15 protein-coding genes and 1 other RNA gene are annotated in these 16374 nt (G+C 34.7%); 4 read left to right on the forward strand and 12 right to left on the reverse strand.

Annotated features, from left to right (window positions below):
* Positions 1-49 precede the first annotated feature (49 nt).
* The 6 genes from dtd to HMPREF2811_RS10275 all read right to left on the reverse strand — a co-directional run bounded on the left by dtd (position 50) and on the right by HMPREF2811_RS10275 (position 5767).
* Positions 50-496 carry a D-aminoacyl-tRNA deacylase gene (dtd, locus tag HMPREF2811_RS10250; protein ID WP_066126829.1) on the reverse strand — a complete coding sequence of 149 codons (447 nt, stop codon included), beginning with the start codon at positions 494-496 and terminating at the stop codon, positions 50-52.
* Positions 497-510: 14 nt separating this feature from the next.
* Positions 511-2721 carry a RelA/SpoT family protein gene (locus HMPREF2811_RS10255; RefSeq protein WP_071409246.1) on the reverse strand — a complete coding sequence of 737 codons (2211 nt, stop codon included), beginning with the start codon at positions 2719-2721 and terminating at the stop codon, positions 511-513.
* A 190-nt stretch (positions 2722-2911) separates the two neighbouring features.
* Complete coding sequence (gene deoC / locus HMPREF2811_RS10260) at positions 2912-3562, reverse strand: deoxyribose-phosphate aldolase (RefSeq protein WP_071409247.1); 651 nt, start codon at positions 3560-3562, stop codon at positions 2912-2914.
* Between the two features lie 15 nt (positions 3563-3577).
* Positions 3578-4327: a 16S rRNA (uracil(1498)-N(3))-methyltransferase gene (locus tag HMPREF2811_RS10265; RefSeq protein WP_071409248.1), complete on the reverse strand. Its 750-nt coding sequence runs from the start codon at positions 4325-4327 to the stop codon at positions 3578-3580.
* Positions 4328-5269, reverse strand: a complete 942-nt coding sequence (prmA, locus tag HMPREF2811_RS10270; protein ID WP_071409249.1) for a 50S ribosomal protein L11 methyltransferase — start codon at positions 5267-5269, stop codon at positions 4328-4330. It abuts the gene before it with no gap.
* Positions 5270-5281: 12 nt separating this feature from the next.
* The gene (locus HMPREF2811_RS10275; RefSeq protein WP_071409250.1) at positions 5282-5767 is read right to left on the reverse strand and encodes a DUF3013 family protein; all 486 of its coding nucleotides are present in this window, start codon (positions 5765-5767) and stop codon (positions 5282-5284) included.
* Positions 5768-6009: 242 nt separating this feature from the next.
* Between HMPREF2811_RS10275 and gpsB the strand changes: the two genes are divergently transcribed.
* From gpsB to HMPREF2811_RS10290, 3 genes are all read left to right on the forward strand, one after another.
* Positions 6010-6363 (forward strand): cell division regulator GpsB, encoded by a 354-nt coding sequence (gene gpsB, locus HMPREF2811_RS10280; protein WP_071409251.1) that lies wholly within the window; start codon positions 6010-6012, stop codon positions 6361-6363.
* Positions 6364-6384: 21 nt separating this feature from the next.
* Positions 6385-6748: RNase P RNA component class B (gene rnpB / locus HMPREF2811_RS10285), an RNA gene on the forward strand.
* Between the two features lie 76 nt (positions 6749-6824).
* Entirely contained in the window at positions 6825-7952 is a 1128-nt protein-coding gene (locus HMPREF2811_RS10290; RefSeq protein WP_071409252.1) for a THUMP domain-containing class I SAM-dependent RNA methyltransferase, read from the forward strand.
* A gap of 81 nt (positions 7953-8033) precedes the next feature.
* On the opposite strand, the gene HMPREF2811_RS10295 is transcribed toward HMPREF2811_RS10290, so the two are convergent.
* Positions 8034-9005, reverse strand: a complete 972-nt coding sequence (locus HMPREF2811_RS10295) for a hypothetical protein (RefSeq protein WP_071409253.1) — start codon at positions 9003-9005, stop codon at positions 8034-8036.
* 29 nt (positions 9006-9034) lie between these two features.
* On the opposite strand from HMPREF2811_RS10295, the gene HMPREF2811_RS10300 reads away from it, so the two are divergent.
* Positions 9035-9448: a ribonuclease HI family protein gene (locus HMPREF2811_RS10300; protein ID WP_071409254.1), complete on the forward strand. Its 414-nt coding sequence runs from the start codon at positions 9035-9037 to the stop codon at positions 9446-9448.
* Between the two features lie 25 nt (positions 9449-9473).
* Here the strand turns inward: HMPREF2811_RS10300 and HMPREF2811_RS10305 are convergent, their stop codons facing one another.
* The 5 genes from HMPREF2811_RS10305 to HMPREF2811_RS10325 all read right to left on the reverse strand — a co-directional run bounded on the left by HMPREF2811_RS10305 (position 9474) and on the right by HMPREF2811_RS10325 (position 16290).
* A complete protein-coding gene (locus HMPREF2811_RS10305) occupies positions 9474-10400 on the reverse strand; it encodes a LacI family DNA-binding transcriptional regulator (protein WP_246829857.1) in 927 nt (308 codons plus the stop codon).
* A 427-nt stretch (positions 10401-10827) separates the two neighbouring features.
* Positions 10828-12006 (reverse strand): hydroxymethylglutaryl-CoA synthase, encoded by a 1179-nt coding sequence (locus HMPREF2811_RS10310; RefSeq protein ID WP_084802133.1) that lies wholly within the window; start codon positions 12004-12006, stop codon positions 10828-10830.
* A gap of 88 nt (positions 12007-12094) precedes the next feature.
* Positions 12095-13336, reverse strand: coding sequence for a hydroxymethylglutaryl-CoA reductase, degradative (locus HMPREF2811_RS10315; RefSeq protein ID WP_071409256.1), 1242 nt, complete (start codon positions 13334-13336; stop codon positions 12095-12097).
* A 190-nt stretch (positions 13337-13526) separates the two neighbouring features.
* A complete protein-coding gene (locus tag HMPREF2811_RS10320; protein WP_210386579.1) occupies positions 13527-15068 on the reverse strand; it encodes a hypothetical protein in 1542 nt (513 codons plus the stop codon).
* On the reverse strand, positions 15037-16290 hold the full coding sequence (locus tag HMPREF2811_RS10325) for an AI-2E family transporter (RefSeq protein WP_071409258.1): 1254 nt from the start codon (positions 16288-16290) through the stop codon (positions 15037-15039). The genes HMPREF2811_RS10320 and HMPREF2811_RS10325 overlap by 32 nt, the downstream gene beginning before the upstream one ends.
* Positions 16291-16374: the final 84 nt, after the last annotated feature.

Genomic DNA, 16374 nt, shown 5'->3' on the forward strand with positions numbered 1-16374 from the left:
AACGAAAATTATTTAATTTTCTACTTCTTGCCAACTTTCTCAACAAGCATTAGCGATTTTTGGAGTCTAAAATAATGGTTACTGGGCCTTCATTGATTAAAGCCACATCCATCATTGCCCCAAATTCACCGGTAGCTACTTCTACATCGTAACTTCTCAATTCTTCATTAAATTGTTCATATAGCGCTGTTGCTAAATCAGGCTTAGCTGCTTCGGTAAAGCTAGGACGATTGCCTTTCTTGGTTTGCGCATAGAGGGTGAACTGACTAATTGATAAAATAGAGCCTCCCACATCTTTTAAAGACAAGTTCATTTTTTCATTCTCGTCTTCAAAAATACGCATCTGCACAATTTTTTTAGCACAGTATTGAATATCCTCAAACGTATCCGTGTGAGTAAATCCTACTAACAGCATTAATCCATGTTGCGTTTCCCCCAACAAGGTATTATTAACTGTTACTGAACTTTCTTTTACTTTTTGAATAATAACTCTCATTTAATTCATCCTAATTATGTATTTGCGACCCGCTCGACTTCATGAACATCGGGTATATTGCGCAATTTATTCATTAAATCATTCAATTGAATGGTATTAGAAATGGCTACTTTAATGGTGACTGTCGCCGTACTATCCGCATCGACGCGTCCATTAACATTTTTCAGATTTTTTACGGTGTGATTAACCACATGCAAAACATCATTAATCAATCCTGAACGGTCAAAACCAATGACTTTAATTTCAGTCTCATAATCTGAAGTTAAATCTGCTTTATTTTCCCATTCAACATCAATCGTCCGTTTCATTAAATCTGGTTCATGCACTAAGTTTGGACAATCTTTGCGATGAATTGAAACACCACGTCCGCGAGTAATATAACCAACAATATCGTCTCCTGGTACAGGATTACAACAACGACTTAAGCGCACCATTAAGTTTTCGACACCATTGACCACCACACCACTTTCATGAACGGTACGTGGCATTTTATTATCTGGTGCTTCTTTTTTAATGGTTTGAATCGGTTGTTTTTTTACTTCTGTTGTTTCTTCCATCGGTTTTAAACCTAAGAAGTTAATGATGGTTTGTGGAGATAATTCTCCTAATCCTACCGCTGCATATAAATCTTCTAAGCTATTAAAGTTAAACCGTTCTAATAACTCTTTATCACGGTTTTTCTTATTCAATTGTTTTACTGAAAATCCAACCGGTTTAAATTCACGTTCTAACATCTGTTGACCTAATTCACTATTTCGATCACGATCTAATAGTTTAAAAAATCGTTTAATACGATTGCGGGCCTTACTCGTATGAGTTAATTTTAACCAGTCACGACTTGGACCATTTGAATTGGGATTGGTTAATATTTCGATAATATCGCCATTTTTTAAAGTATAATTTAAGGGGACAATGTTACCATTAATTTTAGCACCGATAATTTTATTTCCTACCTCAGTATGGATACGATAGGCAAAATCAATCGGCCCTGATCCTGCAGGCAATTCAAAAACATCACCTTTTGGAGAGAAAATATAGACTTGGTCTTTAAATAAATCTTCTTTAACAAAATCCATAAATTCACTAGCATCTCTTGCTTCATCTTGCAATTCAACAATTTCACGGAACCATTTCATTTGGCGTTCAATATTATTTTCAGACTCTACTTTATCTGTTTTGCCCTCTTTATAAGCCCAGTGGGCAGCGACCCCATATTCTGCTACTTCATGCATCTGATGTGTTCGAATCTGAATTTCGACCGGTTTACCATATGGGCCAATGACAGTTGTATGAATCGATTGATACATATTCGCTTTTGGCATCGCAATGTAATCTTTGAAACGACCTGGCATTGGTTTCCATTTAGTATGAATAATTCCCAGTACTGCATAACAGTCTTTAATAGTATCCACCAATACTCTTACTGCTAGTAAATCATAAATATGGTCAAAATCTTTATTCTGGTCGACCATTTTACGGTAAATTGAATAAATATGTTTAGGTCGTCCATATACATCAGCCTTAATGTCCATTTCAGCTACGGCTTCGTTAATTTCGACGATGGCTTCTTGAATATATTTTTCACGTTCATCACGTTTAGCATCCATCAATCGCACAATTCGATAATACTCAGCTGGATTAATGTAACGTAGCGCAATATCTTCCAATTCCCATTTTATCGCATTCATCCCGATACGATCAGCTAAGGGTGCATAAATCTCAATCGCTTCTTGTGATTTTTCCACTTGCTTTTCTGGTTTTTGAAATTTTAATGTCCGCATATTATGTAAACGGTCAGCTAATTTAACCATCACGATACGCATATCTTTGGCCATCGCCAATAACATTTTACGATGGTTTTCTGCTAGCGCCTCTTCTTTACTTTGAAATTTGACTTTACCTAATTTGGTAACACCGTCGACTAAAAACGCAACAGTACTCCCAAATTCAGACTCAATATCTTCTAATGTGTATTCAGTATCTTCAACGACATCGTGTAAAAAGCCCGTTACTACTGTTGCAGGATCTGCTTTTAATTGAGCTAAGATGCCAGCTACTTGAATAGGATGTATGATATAAGCTTCTCCTGATAATCGTACTTGATTACGATGGGCATGGGTGGCATATTCAAGAGCTTTTTTTATAAACTGTACATTTTTGTCATTCATATATTCTTTACATATATCGATTACTTCTTGTGCAGTCAAATCTTGAGTACGAGCCATTTTTTTCACCTAATTTCTGTTAAAATATGTACCACTAATTATACGATAAATTTGTATATTCTACAATGTTAACTGATTAAAAAAGCCTTAGACTATCATGTTTTACTGTTTAGGAGTAACCAATTATCCTCTTTGTAAAAACATTCAGTCTAAGCTTTATTCATTAATTCTTTAAATTAACGGTATCTAATTATTTGCCAATAATTGCAATACCTTTTGATGCACCAATACGTGTTGCGCCTGCTTCAATCATTGCTAAAGCTTCTTCTGTATTAGAAACACCACCACTTGCTTTAACTCCCATATCAGGCCCAACTGTTTCGCGCATTAAGCGAATATCTTCGACAGTTGCACCACCTGTTGAGAAACCAGTTGATGTTTTCACAAAATCAGCCTTCGCTTTTTTCGCTTGTTGGCAAGCTTTCACTTTTTCTTCATCTGTTAGTAGACATGTTTCAATAATGACTTTAACAACCACCTCTGATGGTACAGCATCTACAACCGCTTTAATATCTTGATAGACTAAGTCCCAATCACCAGCTTTAGCTGCACCAATATTAATTACCATATCCACTTCATGAGCACCATTTTTAACGGCTTCAGCTGCTTCATAGGCTTTTAATGACGTTGTATTCGCCCCTAATGGAAAACCAACAACCGTACAAACTTTAACATCACTATCACTTAATAAAGACGCCGCATAAGGTACCCAAGTTGGATTAATACAAACAGACATAAAGTCATGCTCTACTGCTTCTTGACATAGGACTTCAATCATTTTCTTCGTTGCTTCCGGTTTTAAAATGGTATGGTCAATGTATTTTGCTAAATTTTGATTCATGATCTTCCTCCAAAATTATAATTCTAATTGATAACTTAATGCACTTAAAAAGTATACAGGTGCCGTTTCAGCTCTTAAAATCCGCGGACCTAAGCTACAACAGATAAATCCAGCTTCCTCTAATTGGCTAACTTCCTCTGGCGTCAGTCCTCCTTCAGATCCAAAGACCATTAATAGACGATCACTTGCTTTTAAATGAAATAAAGTTTCTTTTAACTGAGCATGATGACCGCTTTTGGCAGTTTCTTCATAAGCGATTAACTTAATTGTATAATCATCTGCCAAATTAATCAATTGCTTTAAAGAAGATAGTTCGTTAATGATCGGTATTTGTACTCGATGACTTTGTTCAGCCGCTTCTTGAGCAATTTTTTGTAAGCGCATCATTCGCTTCGTTACTTTTTCTCCAGGCCATTTCATGACATCGCGTTTCAAAGCGAGTGGATAAAACTGAGTCATACCACACTCTGTTGCTTTTTGAACAATCCATTCTAATTTATCATTTTTCGATAAACCACAGGCAATCGTAACCTCACTTAAAGGAAATTCCGATCGATGTTCAATTTCTCTCTCAATTATCGCAGTCGCAACAGAACCCTGTTTCGCTTCTAAAGAAGCTAAATATACTTGTTGCTTTGTATCAACGAGTAAAACATGCTCTCCCGGTTTACCACGCATTACATCATAAATATGATGCCTAATATCAGCGTCTAAAATGACCTGTTGACCAATTGTTAAACTCTCTGCTATAAAATAACGTTGCATCTATTCTTGCTCCTGCTTTTTTAAAATTAATGAAACCCACTCACCCATTACTGTCTTTTGATACAATTTCCATCCTCGTCTTCGTAACTCTTTTTCAAGATCCTGGCTTTTTGATATTAGGATCCCGCCTAAAATTAACCAACCCTTTTCTTTTAATAAACGTTCGGCATCGTCTAACATCTCAATAATAATATGCGGCAAAATATTAGCAATGATAATATCAGCTTTAGTATCTACCCCTACTAAAAGATTATTAACTGCAAACTGAATGCCTTCTTTATCTGGTTGATAATTTAAGTTTTCATTAGCACTTGCGACTGCTTGTGGATCTAAATCATATCCATAAACTGTTTGCGCACCTAATGCTTTCGCAATAAAGGTTAAGATGCCAGAGCCTGTACCAACGTCTAAAATCGTTTCCCCACCACGCATCACGATTTCTAATGCTTGAGCACCTAATTGAGTTGTTGGATGATTACCGGTCCCAAAGGCCACGCCAGGATCTAAATAGACAATTTGTTCTTTAGGTTGAGCTTGATAATCTTCTTGCCAAACAGGAACAATTGTTAAATAACGACTGATTGGTTGTGGGTGATAGTGTTGCATCCAGTTCTTTTGCCAATTCTCATTTAACTGTTTATTTTGTGTCAATTTAAACGGTATTTGGTTGAATAATTTTTTAACCGAAAATTCTAATTCAGAAAGTTCCATCGGTTCGTTAAAATAAGCAATGATTTCGGTATCGCGATCCAATACTTTTAACATCTCTTCATCGAAAATTTCCCCGAATAGATTTTCATCATTTTCTAGGTAACCTTGTGCATAATTTACTTCTACACCAATAGAACCTAATTCAAAAAACAAATTGGACACTAATTCAATTAATTCGCTTTCCTTATTAGTCGTTTCTAATATTACTTTATACCAATTTTTTTCCTCCATATAGACCTCTTTCTAATCAACTATCGGTAAAAATAATGCTTGTTGATTATATTGATTTGTTTGCACGAGGCGTTCTTTAATGATTTGATAGTCCTGTTCATGCCAAGAGATTCCAAAATGTTCGATAGAATCATCATGGATAAAATCATACCATTCAGCCTGTGCTTGACTTGTTTTCTGCTTTAAATATTTAAAGATAGCTGTCACTTCTCCTGTAGGAATACCTTTTGTCTTATCAACTACAAAACGTTGAATCACATTTGGTGTATAGAAATGAGCAGCTTGAGGGTCAACAAATAAAACTTTGCATTCGTACAGAACTGTCTCATCTGCTTGGTCTAAATTTAATTGAATATCAGTATTATTATTTTCAAATTCAAATTGTAAAACTAGTTCAATACAATGCCAATCTTCTTGCCAACTTAACTGCCACTCACAATGAAAATATAATTCTTCTAATAAATAATGTTGATAGGTTAATAAATTATGTTGTTGCATCGGTTCACCTTCTTTCTTCTATTATGCTTTATTAAAACTTTAAATTCAATAAAAAGCTAGCTTTAAGAATTATTTTAATTACTTTTCTTATTCTTTACTAGATATTTTCGACAATGAATGGCATAATATAGATTATATGGCATTTTTTTACCGCCATAATTTTAAAAAAATTCTCATTTTTAACTCAAATGATTCTTAATGTTGTATAATAAAATTGGATTGAATATTAAGAGGTGATATACTTGGCAGAAAAAAATTTAACAGCAAAAGATATTTTACAAAAAGAATTTACCCGTGCAATGAGAGGGTATAATACAGCTGAAGTGGACGAATACTTAGATAGTATTATCCGCGACTATGATTCATATCAAAAAGAAGTCACTCAATTAAAAATTGAGAATGAACGTTTAATTGGTAAAGTTGATGATTTAACAAAACAATTAGCCTTAAACAAAAAGACTTCCCCAACTACACCAGGTAGTGGCGTGACCAATTTTGATATTTTAAAACGTCTTTCTAATTTAGAAAAGCATGTTTTTGGCTCAAAAATAAATAATGTTGATAATACCATTGACTATTCACAAGTAAACAAATAAAATGAGAAAGTTAACTAAGCAAATTTTAGGTAATCGCGGCTAATAATTAGTTGAGGAAAGTCCATGCTCGCACACGCTGAGACGCGTGTAGTGTTCGTGCTTAGCGAAACCATAAGCTAAGGCAATTTAATTGACGGCAGTAAAACACACTAAGGTCTACGGACTATGTGTTAGTATACTTGAAAGTGCCACAGTGACGAGTTTCATTGGAAACGATGAAAGTGGAACGTTGGTAAACCCCTCGAGCGAGCAACCCAAACTTTGGTAGGGGCGCTTCTTCTATACGTAAATGAACGGAAGAAGAAGACACGAAAGTGTAGATAGATGGTTACCCGTCGATTTATCTGCCTAGGATAAATCGAGTGACAGAACATGGCTTATAAAAATTTGCTTTATAGGATTTGAGGGTGGGACGTTGTCCTGCCCTTTTTGTAAATTGTCGACAAAACAAAGGAGAACACATGAAAAATTACCATTTACTAGCAACGGCTGCTGCTGGAATCGAATCGCTGGTCAATCAGGAATTAAAAAAACATGGTTACCAGACTCAAACTGAAAATGGACGCGTACGCTTTGATGGCAATGCACGCGATATTGCTTTCACCAATCTTTGGTTAAGAACGGCTGATCGCATTAAAATTATTTTTGGTGAATTTAAAGCCACAACATTCGAACAACTCTTTGATCAAACCTATGCTTTACCATGGGAAGACATCTTACCACTAGATGCAGAATTTCCAGTCAGTGGTAAATCACAAAAATCAAAATTACATTCTGTTCCTAATTGTCAACGTATTGTTAAAAAGGCGATTGCCAAACGTTTAATGGAATACTATCATCGTCGCACTCCCCTTGCTGAAACGGGAGCAAAATATCCTATTGAGGTAGCCATTAATAAAGATCATGTGATGATAACACTTGATACGAGTGGCTCTAGTTTATTTAAACGAGGCTACCGAATTGATAAAGGCGGCGCCCCATTAAAAGAGAATATGGCTGCTGCACTAATCATGCTCACTACTTGGCATCCTGACCGTCCTTTATATGATCCTACTTGCGGTTCTGGTACGATTTTAATTGAAGCAGCGTTAATGGGACACAATATTGCACCAGGCTTTAACCGTTCATTTGCAGCTGAAGAATGGACTTTATTAAATCCTGAAGTATGGGAAGATGTACGCAATGAAGCAGAAAGTTTAGCCGACTACGATCGCCAATTAGATTTATTAGGCACTGACATTGACCATCGTATGATTGAAATCGCCAAACAAAATGCGCTTGAAGCTGGTGTGGCGGACAGTATTCAATTTAAACAAATGCAATTGACTGATTACGTGCCCGATAAAGAATTTGGCATTTTAATCGCAAATCCACCCTATGGAGACCGTTTGTTAGATGAAGAGAAGGTTCATGAACTTTATCGTCAAATGGGAAATATTTACCGTCAAATGCCAACTTGGAGTAAATATATTTTAACAAGCGATGAAAACTTTGAAACCTATTATGGTGAAAAAGCAACGAAAAAACGTAAATTATATAATGGTGCCTTAAAAGTTGATTATTATCAGTTTTGGAGTACGGTAAAATAAGCTTTTAAAAACAAATCCATTTAGTACCCAACCCGGTATAATTAATTCGCCGGTTCTGATGGAACTAAATGGATTTTTTAATTAATCTAAATAAAACAATAACATAATTTCTTGTTGGTTGCGTAACAATAACTGATAAGTAAATTGATTAATGTTACTCGGTGCCGACTCTTCTAGCCCCATTGAATAGAGTAAAAAATCAATCCATTGATGACTCGTTAAAGCCAAATCATCATAAAATGGAAATAATCCGAAATATTGTAAACGAAACTGTTCCTTGATAGTTTCTTCTAAATGAGGATTTTCCTTATTACAGTAATGCTCTATTTTTTTTAAACCTTCTTGATAAAATCTTTGTTGGTGGTAAGCGACTAATTCATTAATCGATACGTTTTTCGAATCACTAAACCAATACCAATTAAATGAAGCATCAATCTGATGAAAAATACAATAATGCACAATATCAGCTTTTAAATAATTAAAGACCGATGGATGCTCTAAAATAGTTTGATAGAGAGGTTGGACTAATGAAAAATCTAATAAATAAAGTTCTTTTAACTGCGTTAATAGATGATATTGCCCTTTAGCTAATGTAGCTGTTAACCACTGATTAACAGTCCCCTCACTGACTAATTCTTCTACGGTTAATTTAAGTAGATTTAAGTTTTGATAGCGTTCAATTTTTTCATTGATTTGATTTAAATCAAAATTCTGTTGATTCAATTGTTGTTTTAGCTGAGTAAATTTTAATAAACGTTTGTCAACTGGTATCATTAAATCCATGGACTCCACGTACAGCTTTACAAGGGCTTCATCTTTAAAGATATCGTCTGTCTGTGGATAGTATTGTTCCCAAACAGCCATCAAGTTTTCTAGTTTATTAAAAATAAGACAAGCATGAACTAATTCTAAAAACACTTCTTGCTCAAAAGAGAGAGCTAATGATTTTTGAAAAAAGTCATATCCCTTATCAAAGTCGCCTTTCTCCATAGATTGAACACCTTTACGATAGAAATTTTCATGATTATTTGGTAAATTGATAATATCAGACATATGATTTCCTTTCAGAAAGTTGGTATATAATGGTCAAAATCTATACAGATGCTGCTTTTGATCCTAATAAAAAAATGGCGGCAATTGTGACACTTTATCATCAAAGCAATGAACGTTTTCAATTTAGTGAGTTTGTACCACAAATTGAAGACAATCATCAAGCCGAATTTAAAGCTATGATATTATGCCTTGAAAAACTGATACAACAACAGCTACTGGACCAATTGTGCCAAATTTATAGTGATAGTAAAATCGTCATCAGTTCCATTGAAAAAGAGTATGTAAAAGATGAACGTTATCAACCCTATCTTAACAAAATCCTCTCTTTAAAGAAAAACTTCTCTTTAATTTTTTTCAATTGGATTCCTGAAAAACAAAATTTAGCCGCTGATCAGCTGGCTAAATCTGTCTTACATAAGCATATTAAAGCAATAAAAAAATAATAATAATAGACTGCCTTTCAATATCTTATGGGCGTAAAGTTTCTCTCTTAACTAAATGCGCATCGAAATAATTGGCAGTTTTTTTCAACTTTTTGCCGTCAATTCTCTTCATTAATAATTCAACACATGCTTGGCCCATTTGCTCAACCTCTTGCTTCATCGTGGTCATTTTAGGTGAAGCGATGCGGTCAAGGAAAACACCATCAAAACCAGTGACACCATAATCTTCAGGAATATTCCCTTTTTTCAAAATAGCACGTTGTACTCCGACGGCAATACGATCTGTAGCACAAATAAAACAGGTATTCTTAGGATATTCTATATCATCAACCATTGCTTCTGCTGCTGTTGAAGAATTTTTTACTTTATAAATTTCATGACCTTTTTCTGGTCGAGTAGCCATCGCTGCTTCAAACCCTTTTTCACGATTAACTGCAAATAATTCCGGTACATCGATGCCTACATATATATAATGGTCATATTCTTTTTCTAATGCATAGAGGGTCATATTTTCAACGCCATGTTCATTATCAGAATCGACAAAAGGTAAGTTTATATCATTTTCACCAAAAACTATCAAGGGCTCCTTGATTTCTTTTACCCATTCGTAATCTTCACGAGTCATACCTGAAATAATAAAACCGTCACAGCGTCCTAAATCATAAGTATTTTCAGTCACTAATTGTAATGCATAATGATATTGATCCAAACCTTTCGCAATACCATTAATTAAATGCATGAAATAAGGCTCTGTACTATCCATTTCTTCTAAAATCAAGACTTTTACTACCATTGTTCTATTTTGCGCTAGGGCGCGTGCTACTGTGTTAGGCTTATACCCTAATTCTTTCATAACATTATGAACTAATTCTTTTAGTTCGTCTGTTACTAAGTCAGGGTGATTAATCACTCGTGATACAGTCATTTTAGAAACATTTGCTTTTTTAGCCACATCTTTTAAAGTTACGATGAGAATCCCCTCCTTTTTCTATTAAATTATACCTCAATTTTTAAAAATTGTCATTTTCCCTTCATTATTTTGAAACAGCATTTTTTTCATATGAAAATACAACTAGTTTTCAATGAAAATATAATCTCATCAGCTAAGAAAATTAATTGATGTTACATTGAATGACCCAGTCATAAATTGATTAATACAGTCTAGTTATCACATACTACTTATTACTAGAGATTTGTTAGTACCATGATGACTCTTAAAGAATCGCTACATACCTACATAACCACACTAAATGGCAAGTGGTAGAGAAAATCAATCATATGATCCCCTTACCAAATAGATCCAATAAAAAACCGCCGAATTTATCTATTACTATAGATATTCAGCGGTTAATATGTTGTTAAGATTAATAAAGACTCTGTTAGGCTTGATAACGGTATTGACGTTTATGATCTGTGATACCTGCAAAATAAAAACCAGCTTCATCAGCTGTTATTGGCGCTGATTGACCATCATTAATTAACTGCTTTTCTAAAAAGATGGTTTCGTATTGTTCGACAGTTAAAGCATCTCGTCGATCTAAATGTTGTTCAATCGCTTCTACATCAACAGATTGACGATAATTGGGTTGTAACTGACCAATTAACAATTCAGAAACGGCTCCTGAACCGTAACTAAATAAGCCAATTGTTTCACCAGCTGATAATGTATAATCTTTAGCTAATAATGAGATTAGACTTAAGAAGAGCGAACCTGTATAAATGTTTCCTACTCGTCTATTTAAAACACGTGAAGCATCATAATGAGAACGCCATTTATCTATTATGGGATATGATCCTTTGGCTTCTTCGTAAGCATTTAATGCCTTTAATCCCATTTTAGTAAACGGTAAATGGAAGGTCATCGCTTCGATATCCTCTAATAATGAAGGATTCATCGTCTCAACATGCTCTAATACTTTAACAAATTCATCTTGATATAGTTTGGTTGAAAAATGACCATCAACCATTGCAAATTCAGAATCATTGGGACGCCAGAAATCAAATTGGTGATTGGTATGCATAAAGCTTTCTTGACGAATTGTTAATATTTTTGGTTCGGCGCTAACTAACATGGCGATAGCACCTGCTCCTTGCGTTGGTTCTCCACTGGTATCTAATCCGTAACGTGAGACATCGGTCGCAATTACTAACACTTTTCTATCAGGTCTTAAACGTACATAATCACAAGCTAGTTGCAAGGCAGCAGTTGCACCATAGCATGCTTGTTTAATTTCAAATGCTTTTGCAAAAGGGTTTATTTCTAATAAGCCATGTACAAAAGTCGCAATTGATTTCGAATGGTCTACACCAGATTCGGTACCGACAATCACCTGATCAATTAAAGTTTTATCTTCATCAGTAATAATTTGGTTGGCTGCATTAGCAGCTAAAGCAACGACATCGCTAGCTAAGGTTGGAACTGCCATTTGTTCTTGACCAATTCCAATGGTCCATTTATTAGGATCTACACCACGATAGGTTGCTAATTCTTTCATATCGATATAATACTTAGGCACATATAGGCCTAATTTATCAATTCCTACCTCTAGTTCTTTCACAATATCCTCCTAATCTATGATGCACTTCTTCAAGTCACTATAGTATATTAACATATTATTTTAAAAATTTGTTATCTTTTGAAAAAAATTATCGGTTTTGGCGCATTTTTGCAAGTAATTCAGTAGCCACCGAAATGCTAATAGCCTTTTCTTGTCTTTTTAAAAGTTCAATTAAACGTGGAGCCTCTGCTTCATTAGCGCCTACTTGAATCGCTAACTGGCGCGCATGTAAACTCATGTGACCTTTTTGAATACCTTCTGAAACCAAAGCTCTTAACGCAGCAAAATTTTGCGCTAAACCGACTGCAGCGATAATTTCACTTAACTGTTGTGCATCAGGATTACCTAACAAAGCCAATGATTGTTTTGCCTGTGGATGTACCGATAAGGTTCCACCCACTGTGGCGACCGCTAATGGTAGTTCAATTTTACCCACTAGATAATCTTCTTCAATCTTCCAATCAGTTAATGATTGATAGTGTCCGGTATGACTCGCATAAGCATGTACGCCGGCACTGACAGCTCGCCAATCATTACCGGTCGCCATTAAAACGGCATCAATCCCATTCATTATTCCTTTATTATGAGTGGTGGCACGATAGATATCTAAATGGGCATATTCACTAGCCGCCACTAAATTTTGCGCTAATAGCTGGCTGTCTGCTTGGTTATTAGCTAAAGTGTGAATAGGAATTTTAACCTTAGCCGTTACGACTGATTCGGGTTGATAATTCGATAAGATACGCATCAAAGCAACGCCATTGACTAACTGTTCTACTTCCTCACTAAGTGCTTCTAATACATGATTAATCGCATTAGCCCCCATGGCATCACAAGGATTAAAGCCAAGGTAAACGGTAAAATACGATCCGAAATTTTTAGTCCAAATTCGAGTAGGACCACCACCGCGCTTTACCATATTGCTGGAAAATGATTTAGCTAAATCCAGTAAATAGTGTTTATTTTTTTCAATCACAGCAGTCGCTTGTTCAAGGTCTATGACTTCTTTCACAATAATCTGCCCAATTAGTTCACGTGGCTGACTTGTAGTGATAATATTCCCAACCCTTTTAGCACCATTACTAGCAGCAGCAATCACGGAAGGTTCTTCTATCACCATAGGAATATGATAAAGTTGTCCATTAATTTGAAAATTTGGCGCAATTCCCATTGGTAAGGAATAATTTTGAAAATAGTTTTCAATCATCGCATCTGCCGTTGTTTCCGATAATTGCGTATCTGATTCAATAAAAACATCAGGAAAATTTTCCTTTAACACTTTTCTTCTTTGCTCAGGTGATAAACGATAAAACCCTTTAATCTCAGTCATCGATACAACCTCTTTTCTTTCGTAATAATTGGCATCATTCTATATCGAAACTCGTTGAACTTATCTTATTCGATGTATACTATCATTTTGATTCACTATCGATACCATAGAAAAATAGGCAAGGCAATGATAAAAAATGTTGCCCTGCCTCAAGTAAAATCTCATTATATTATTTTATGATTGTGTTACATTATTCACTTATTGCTTCTGTTGTACTTTCTTCTAAAATAGTATCTGCGTCATCAAGGTTATCCATTTCTGTCGTCTCATCATCCGCTTCTTCTGATACTAATTCGTCAACTACTTCTAAATCTTCGTTTATATATTTCACCAATTTTGGTTCCCATACAAAATTCCCGACATACATCAACTCTGTCTCTTCACCTGTTTCATCTTCTACAATAATATCCGCTTCTTCGCCCGTCATAAACTCTTCGACTTGTTCCACTTCAGTTGATTCTTCAACCGTTGTAGTTGCGTCCTGATTGTCTATTGAATCATCGGGAGATACCTGAATATAAATTTGTATATCTTGATTTTGCCAATTTTGTTGATACGTATATTTATCTAAAGCAAAAGTTTTAATGATGGTTGTTTTTTCACCTGGTTCTAAATGCTCGCCATATAATTCATTAATTAAGATATAATCACTTTGAATAGTATCGCCGTTAATGACTAAATTAACTAAACTATCGGTAGGTAATAAAGTATGTTCCGATTGATTGTCAATTTCAATTTGTAATGAAACAATCACTTGACCATTAGGGAAGTATTGAAATGATTCTTCATAATTTTCATTTGGGGTAAAATCCGAAATTTCAATACGTTTTAAAGTAAAATTAACTTCACCATCCGTGTCTTTTTCTTCAAGAATCTCATCCGCTAATATCTCTTTACGTCCCCACCATTCAGCAGAAATACGATCTTGAATTTGCTTATTTTTATCAACTAATTCTTGTTCAATCGTGTCCGTGAGAGGTAAATATAAAGGTAAGACATAGCCTAAATCGGTTGAACTAAGGCCTACAATACTATCAGCATCAAGTCTGGGTGGTACAACTGTTAAATTAAAAGCGTTTTGCTCTTTAATATGTTCAAAATCCTCTTTTGTTAAACTATAAACTAAATAACCTTCGACAGTGGAGGCTGGCGAGATAGCACCATGATCATCACTTAATAAAATTTCATATAAATTCCCTGATTGCAAAGGATACAATCCTGCGGTCGCCAAACGAGCAACAGGTGCATTCGGATAGCTTAATTTTAGTTCATCAATTGGGAAATAGAAAGTTTCAGCCGTTTTGTTAGTAATAGCGACATTAACGATAACAATCGCTCCTTCATCACTATCTGTTGATTTTATACCCAATATTTGATCATCCGACTTCGCTTCATAAACCACCATTTGATTAACTGAAATATCGAAATTATCTTGTGATTGCGTAATAGTTTGCGAAGTACGATAAATTTCTTCCCCTATTTCTAAATTATCAATGTCTTTTACCGCTTCTTCTACTTGAACAAATTCAGGAACTAATCGAATATCGACTAATTTTTCTGAAACTTCAGTTGTTTCTTCACTTTCAACTACTGTACTTTCTTCAGCTTTTTGTTCAATAAATTGATTATATTTTTGATTAACTGAGTCACAACCGCTCAGTATCATGCCTACTATAGGTAATAGTAAGAGTTTATTTTGCTTAATTCTCATCCGTTTTCTCTGTACTTTCATTAATATTTTTGCTTTCCATCATTGAGTCAATCACAGGTGTACCCCCCATTGAATAGTCAATGATTGGTTCTTGATAAGAAGGATTATTTTCACGGTACCATGAATATATTTCTGAAACTATTACTTTTAGGACAGCAAAAGTTGGAATACCAATCACCACACCTACCACTCCAAATAACTTACCACTGGCTAATAACACCATTAGTATCGTTACAGGATGAATCTGCATACTATTGCCTAATACTTGAGGTGAAATAAATCGACCTTCAATCGTTTGTTCGACCACCATCACAATAATTACTTTAACCAACATGATAGGTGATGTTATTAAACCAACAATTAATGCCGGAATAATAGCAATAAACGACCCTAAATAAGGAATGATATTTAATAAACCCGCAAGCACTGCTAACGTTGTACCGTATTCAAGACCAATAATCGCATACCCTATCCCAAATATTATTCCCACACAAATTGCCACAATAATTTGTCCACGAATATATTGAGATACTTGATAATTACCTTGATATAACATTCGACTGACTACTTGACGATATTTTGTCGGAATATAATATAGAAGCTTTTTGGGGATTTTATCGGACTCTACTAATAAATAATAAGTAAAAATTGGGATAATTAATAGCCCTGTAAAGGTGGTAGTTATCGTTCCAACAAAACTTCCCAATCCACCAAAGGTGGAAGAAACAATACTATCGAGTCGTTGGCTAAAGCCTTCAGTGGAGAAACCATCGAATACCTTCTGTAAATCAATGCCTAATTCAGGTAATACATCATTAAAAGAAAATGGTAAATCTTTAAACATTTTCATTAAAGTTTCGTAATAATTAGGAACATTTTCAATGAAGGTATTGACTTGGTCGCGCACAATCGGAACAATGGAACCAATACTTAAACTGATTGCTAAAATTAAGAAAATAAAAATTCCAAATACTGATATCGATTTTTTTACCCCACGATTATGTAATTGATTGACTATCGGGTAAAACAAATAGTATAAAACCGCACTCGAAACAATTGGAAAACCAAATATTTCGAATAAAGTTAAAACTGGAGTAAATATATAAGCTAATTTGGTCATTAAGAAAATAATAATTAAAACTAATAAAATAATCATTAAAGTCGTAACCATTTTACTGTTTAAAAAATTATGCCAAAATAAAGGATGACGTGCATCTGTTGATTTTTTATGACGTTGATCCATCAAAATCCTCCTTTTCTAAAGCGATACGTTTATTTTACCATATTTTAACTAAAAAGAGATACTACCAAAGACCTAAAGGCTATT

Source organism: Globicatella sp. HMSC072A10 (assembly GCF_001811625.1).
Taxonomy (GTDB): domain Bacteria; phylum Bacillota; class Bacilli; order Lactobacillales; family Aerococcaceae; genus Globicatella; species Globicatella sanguinis.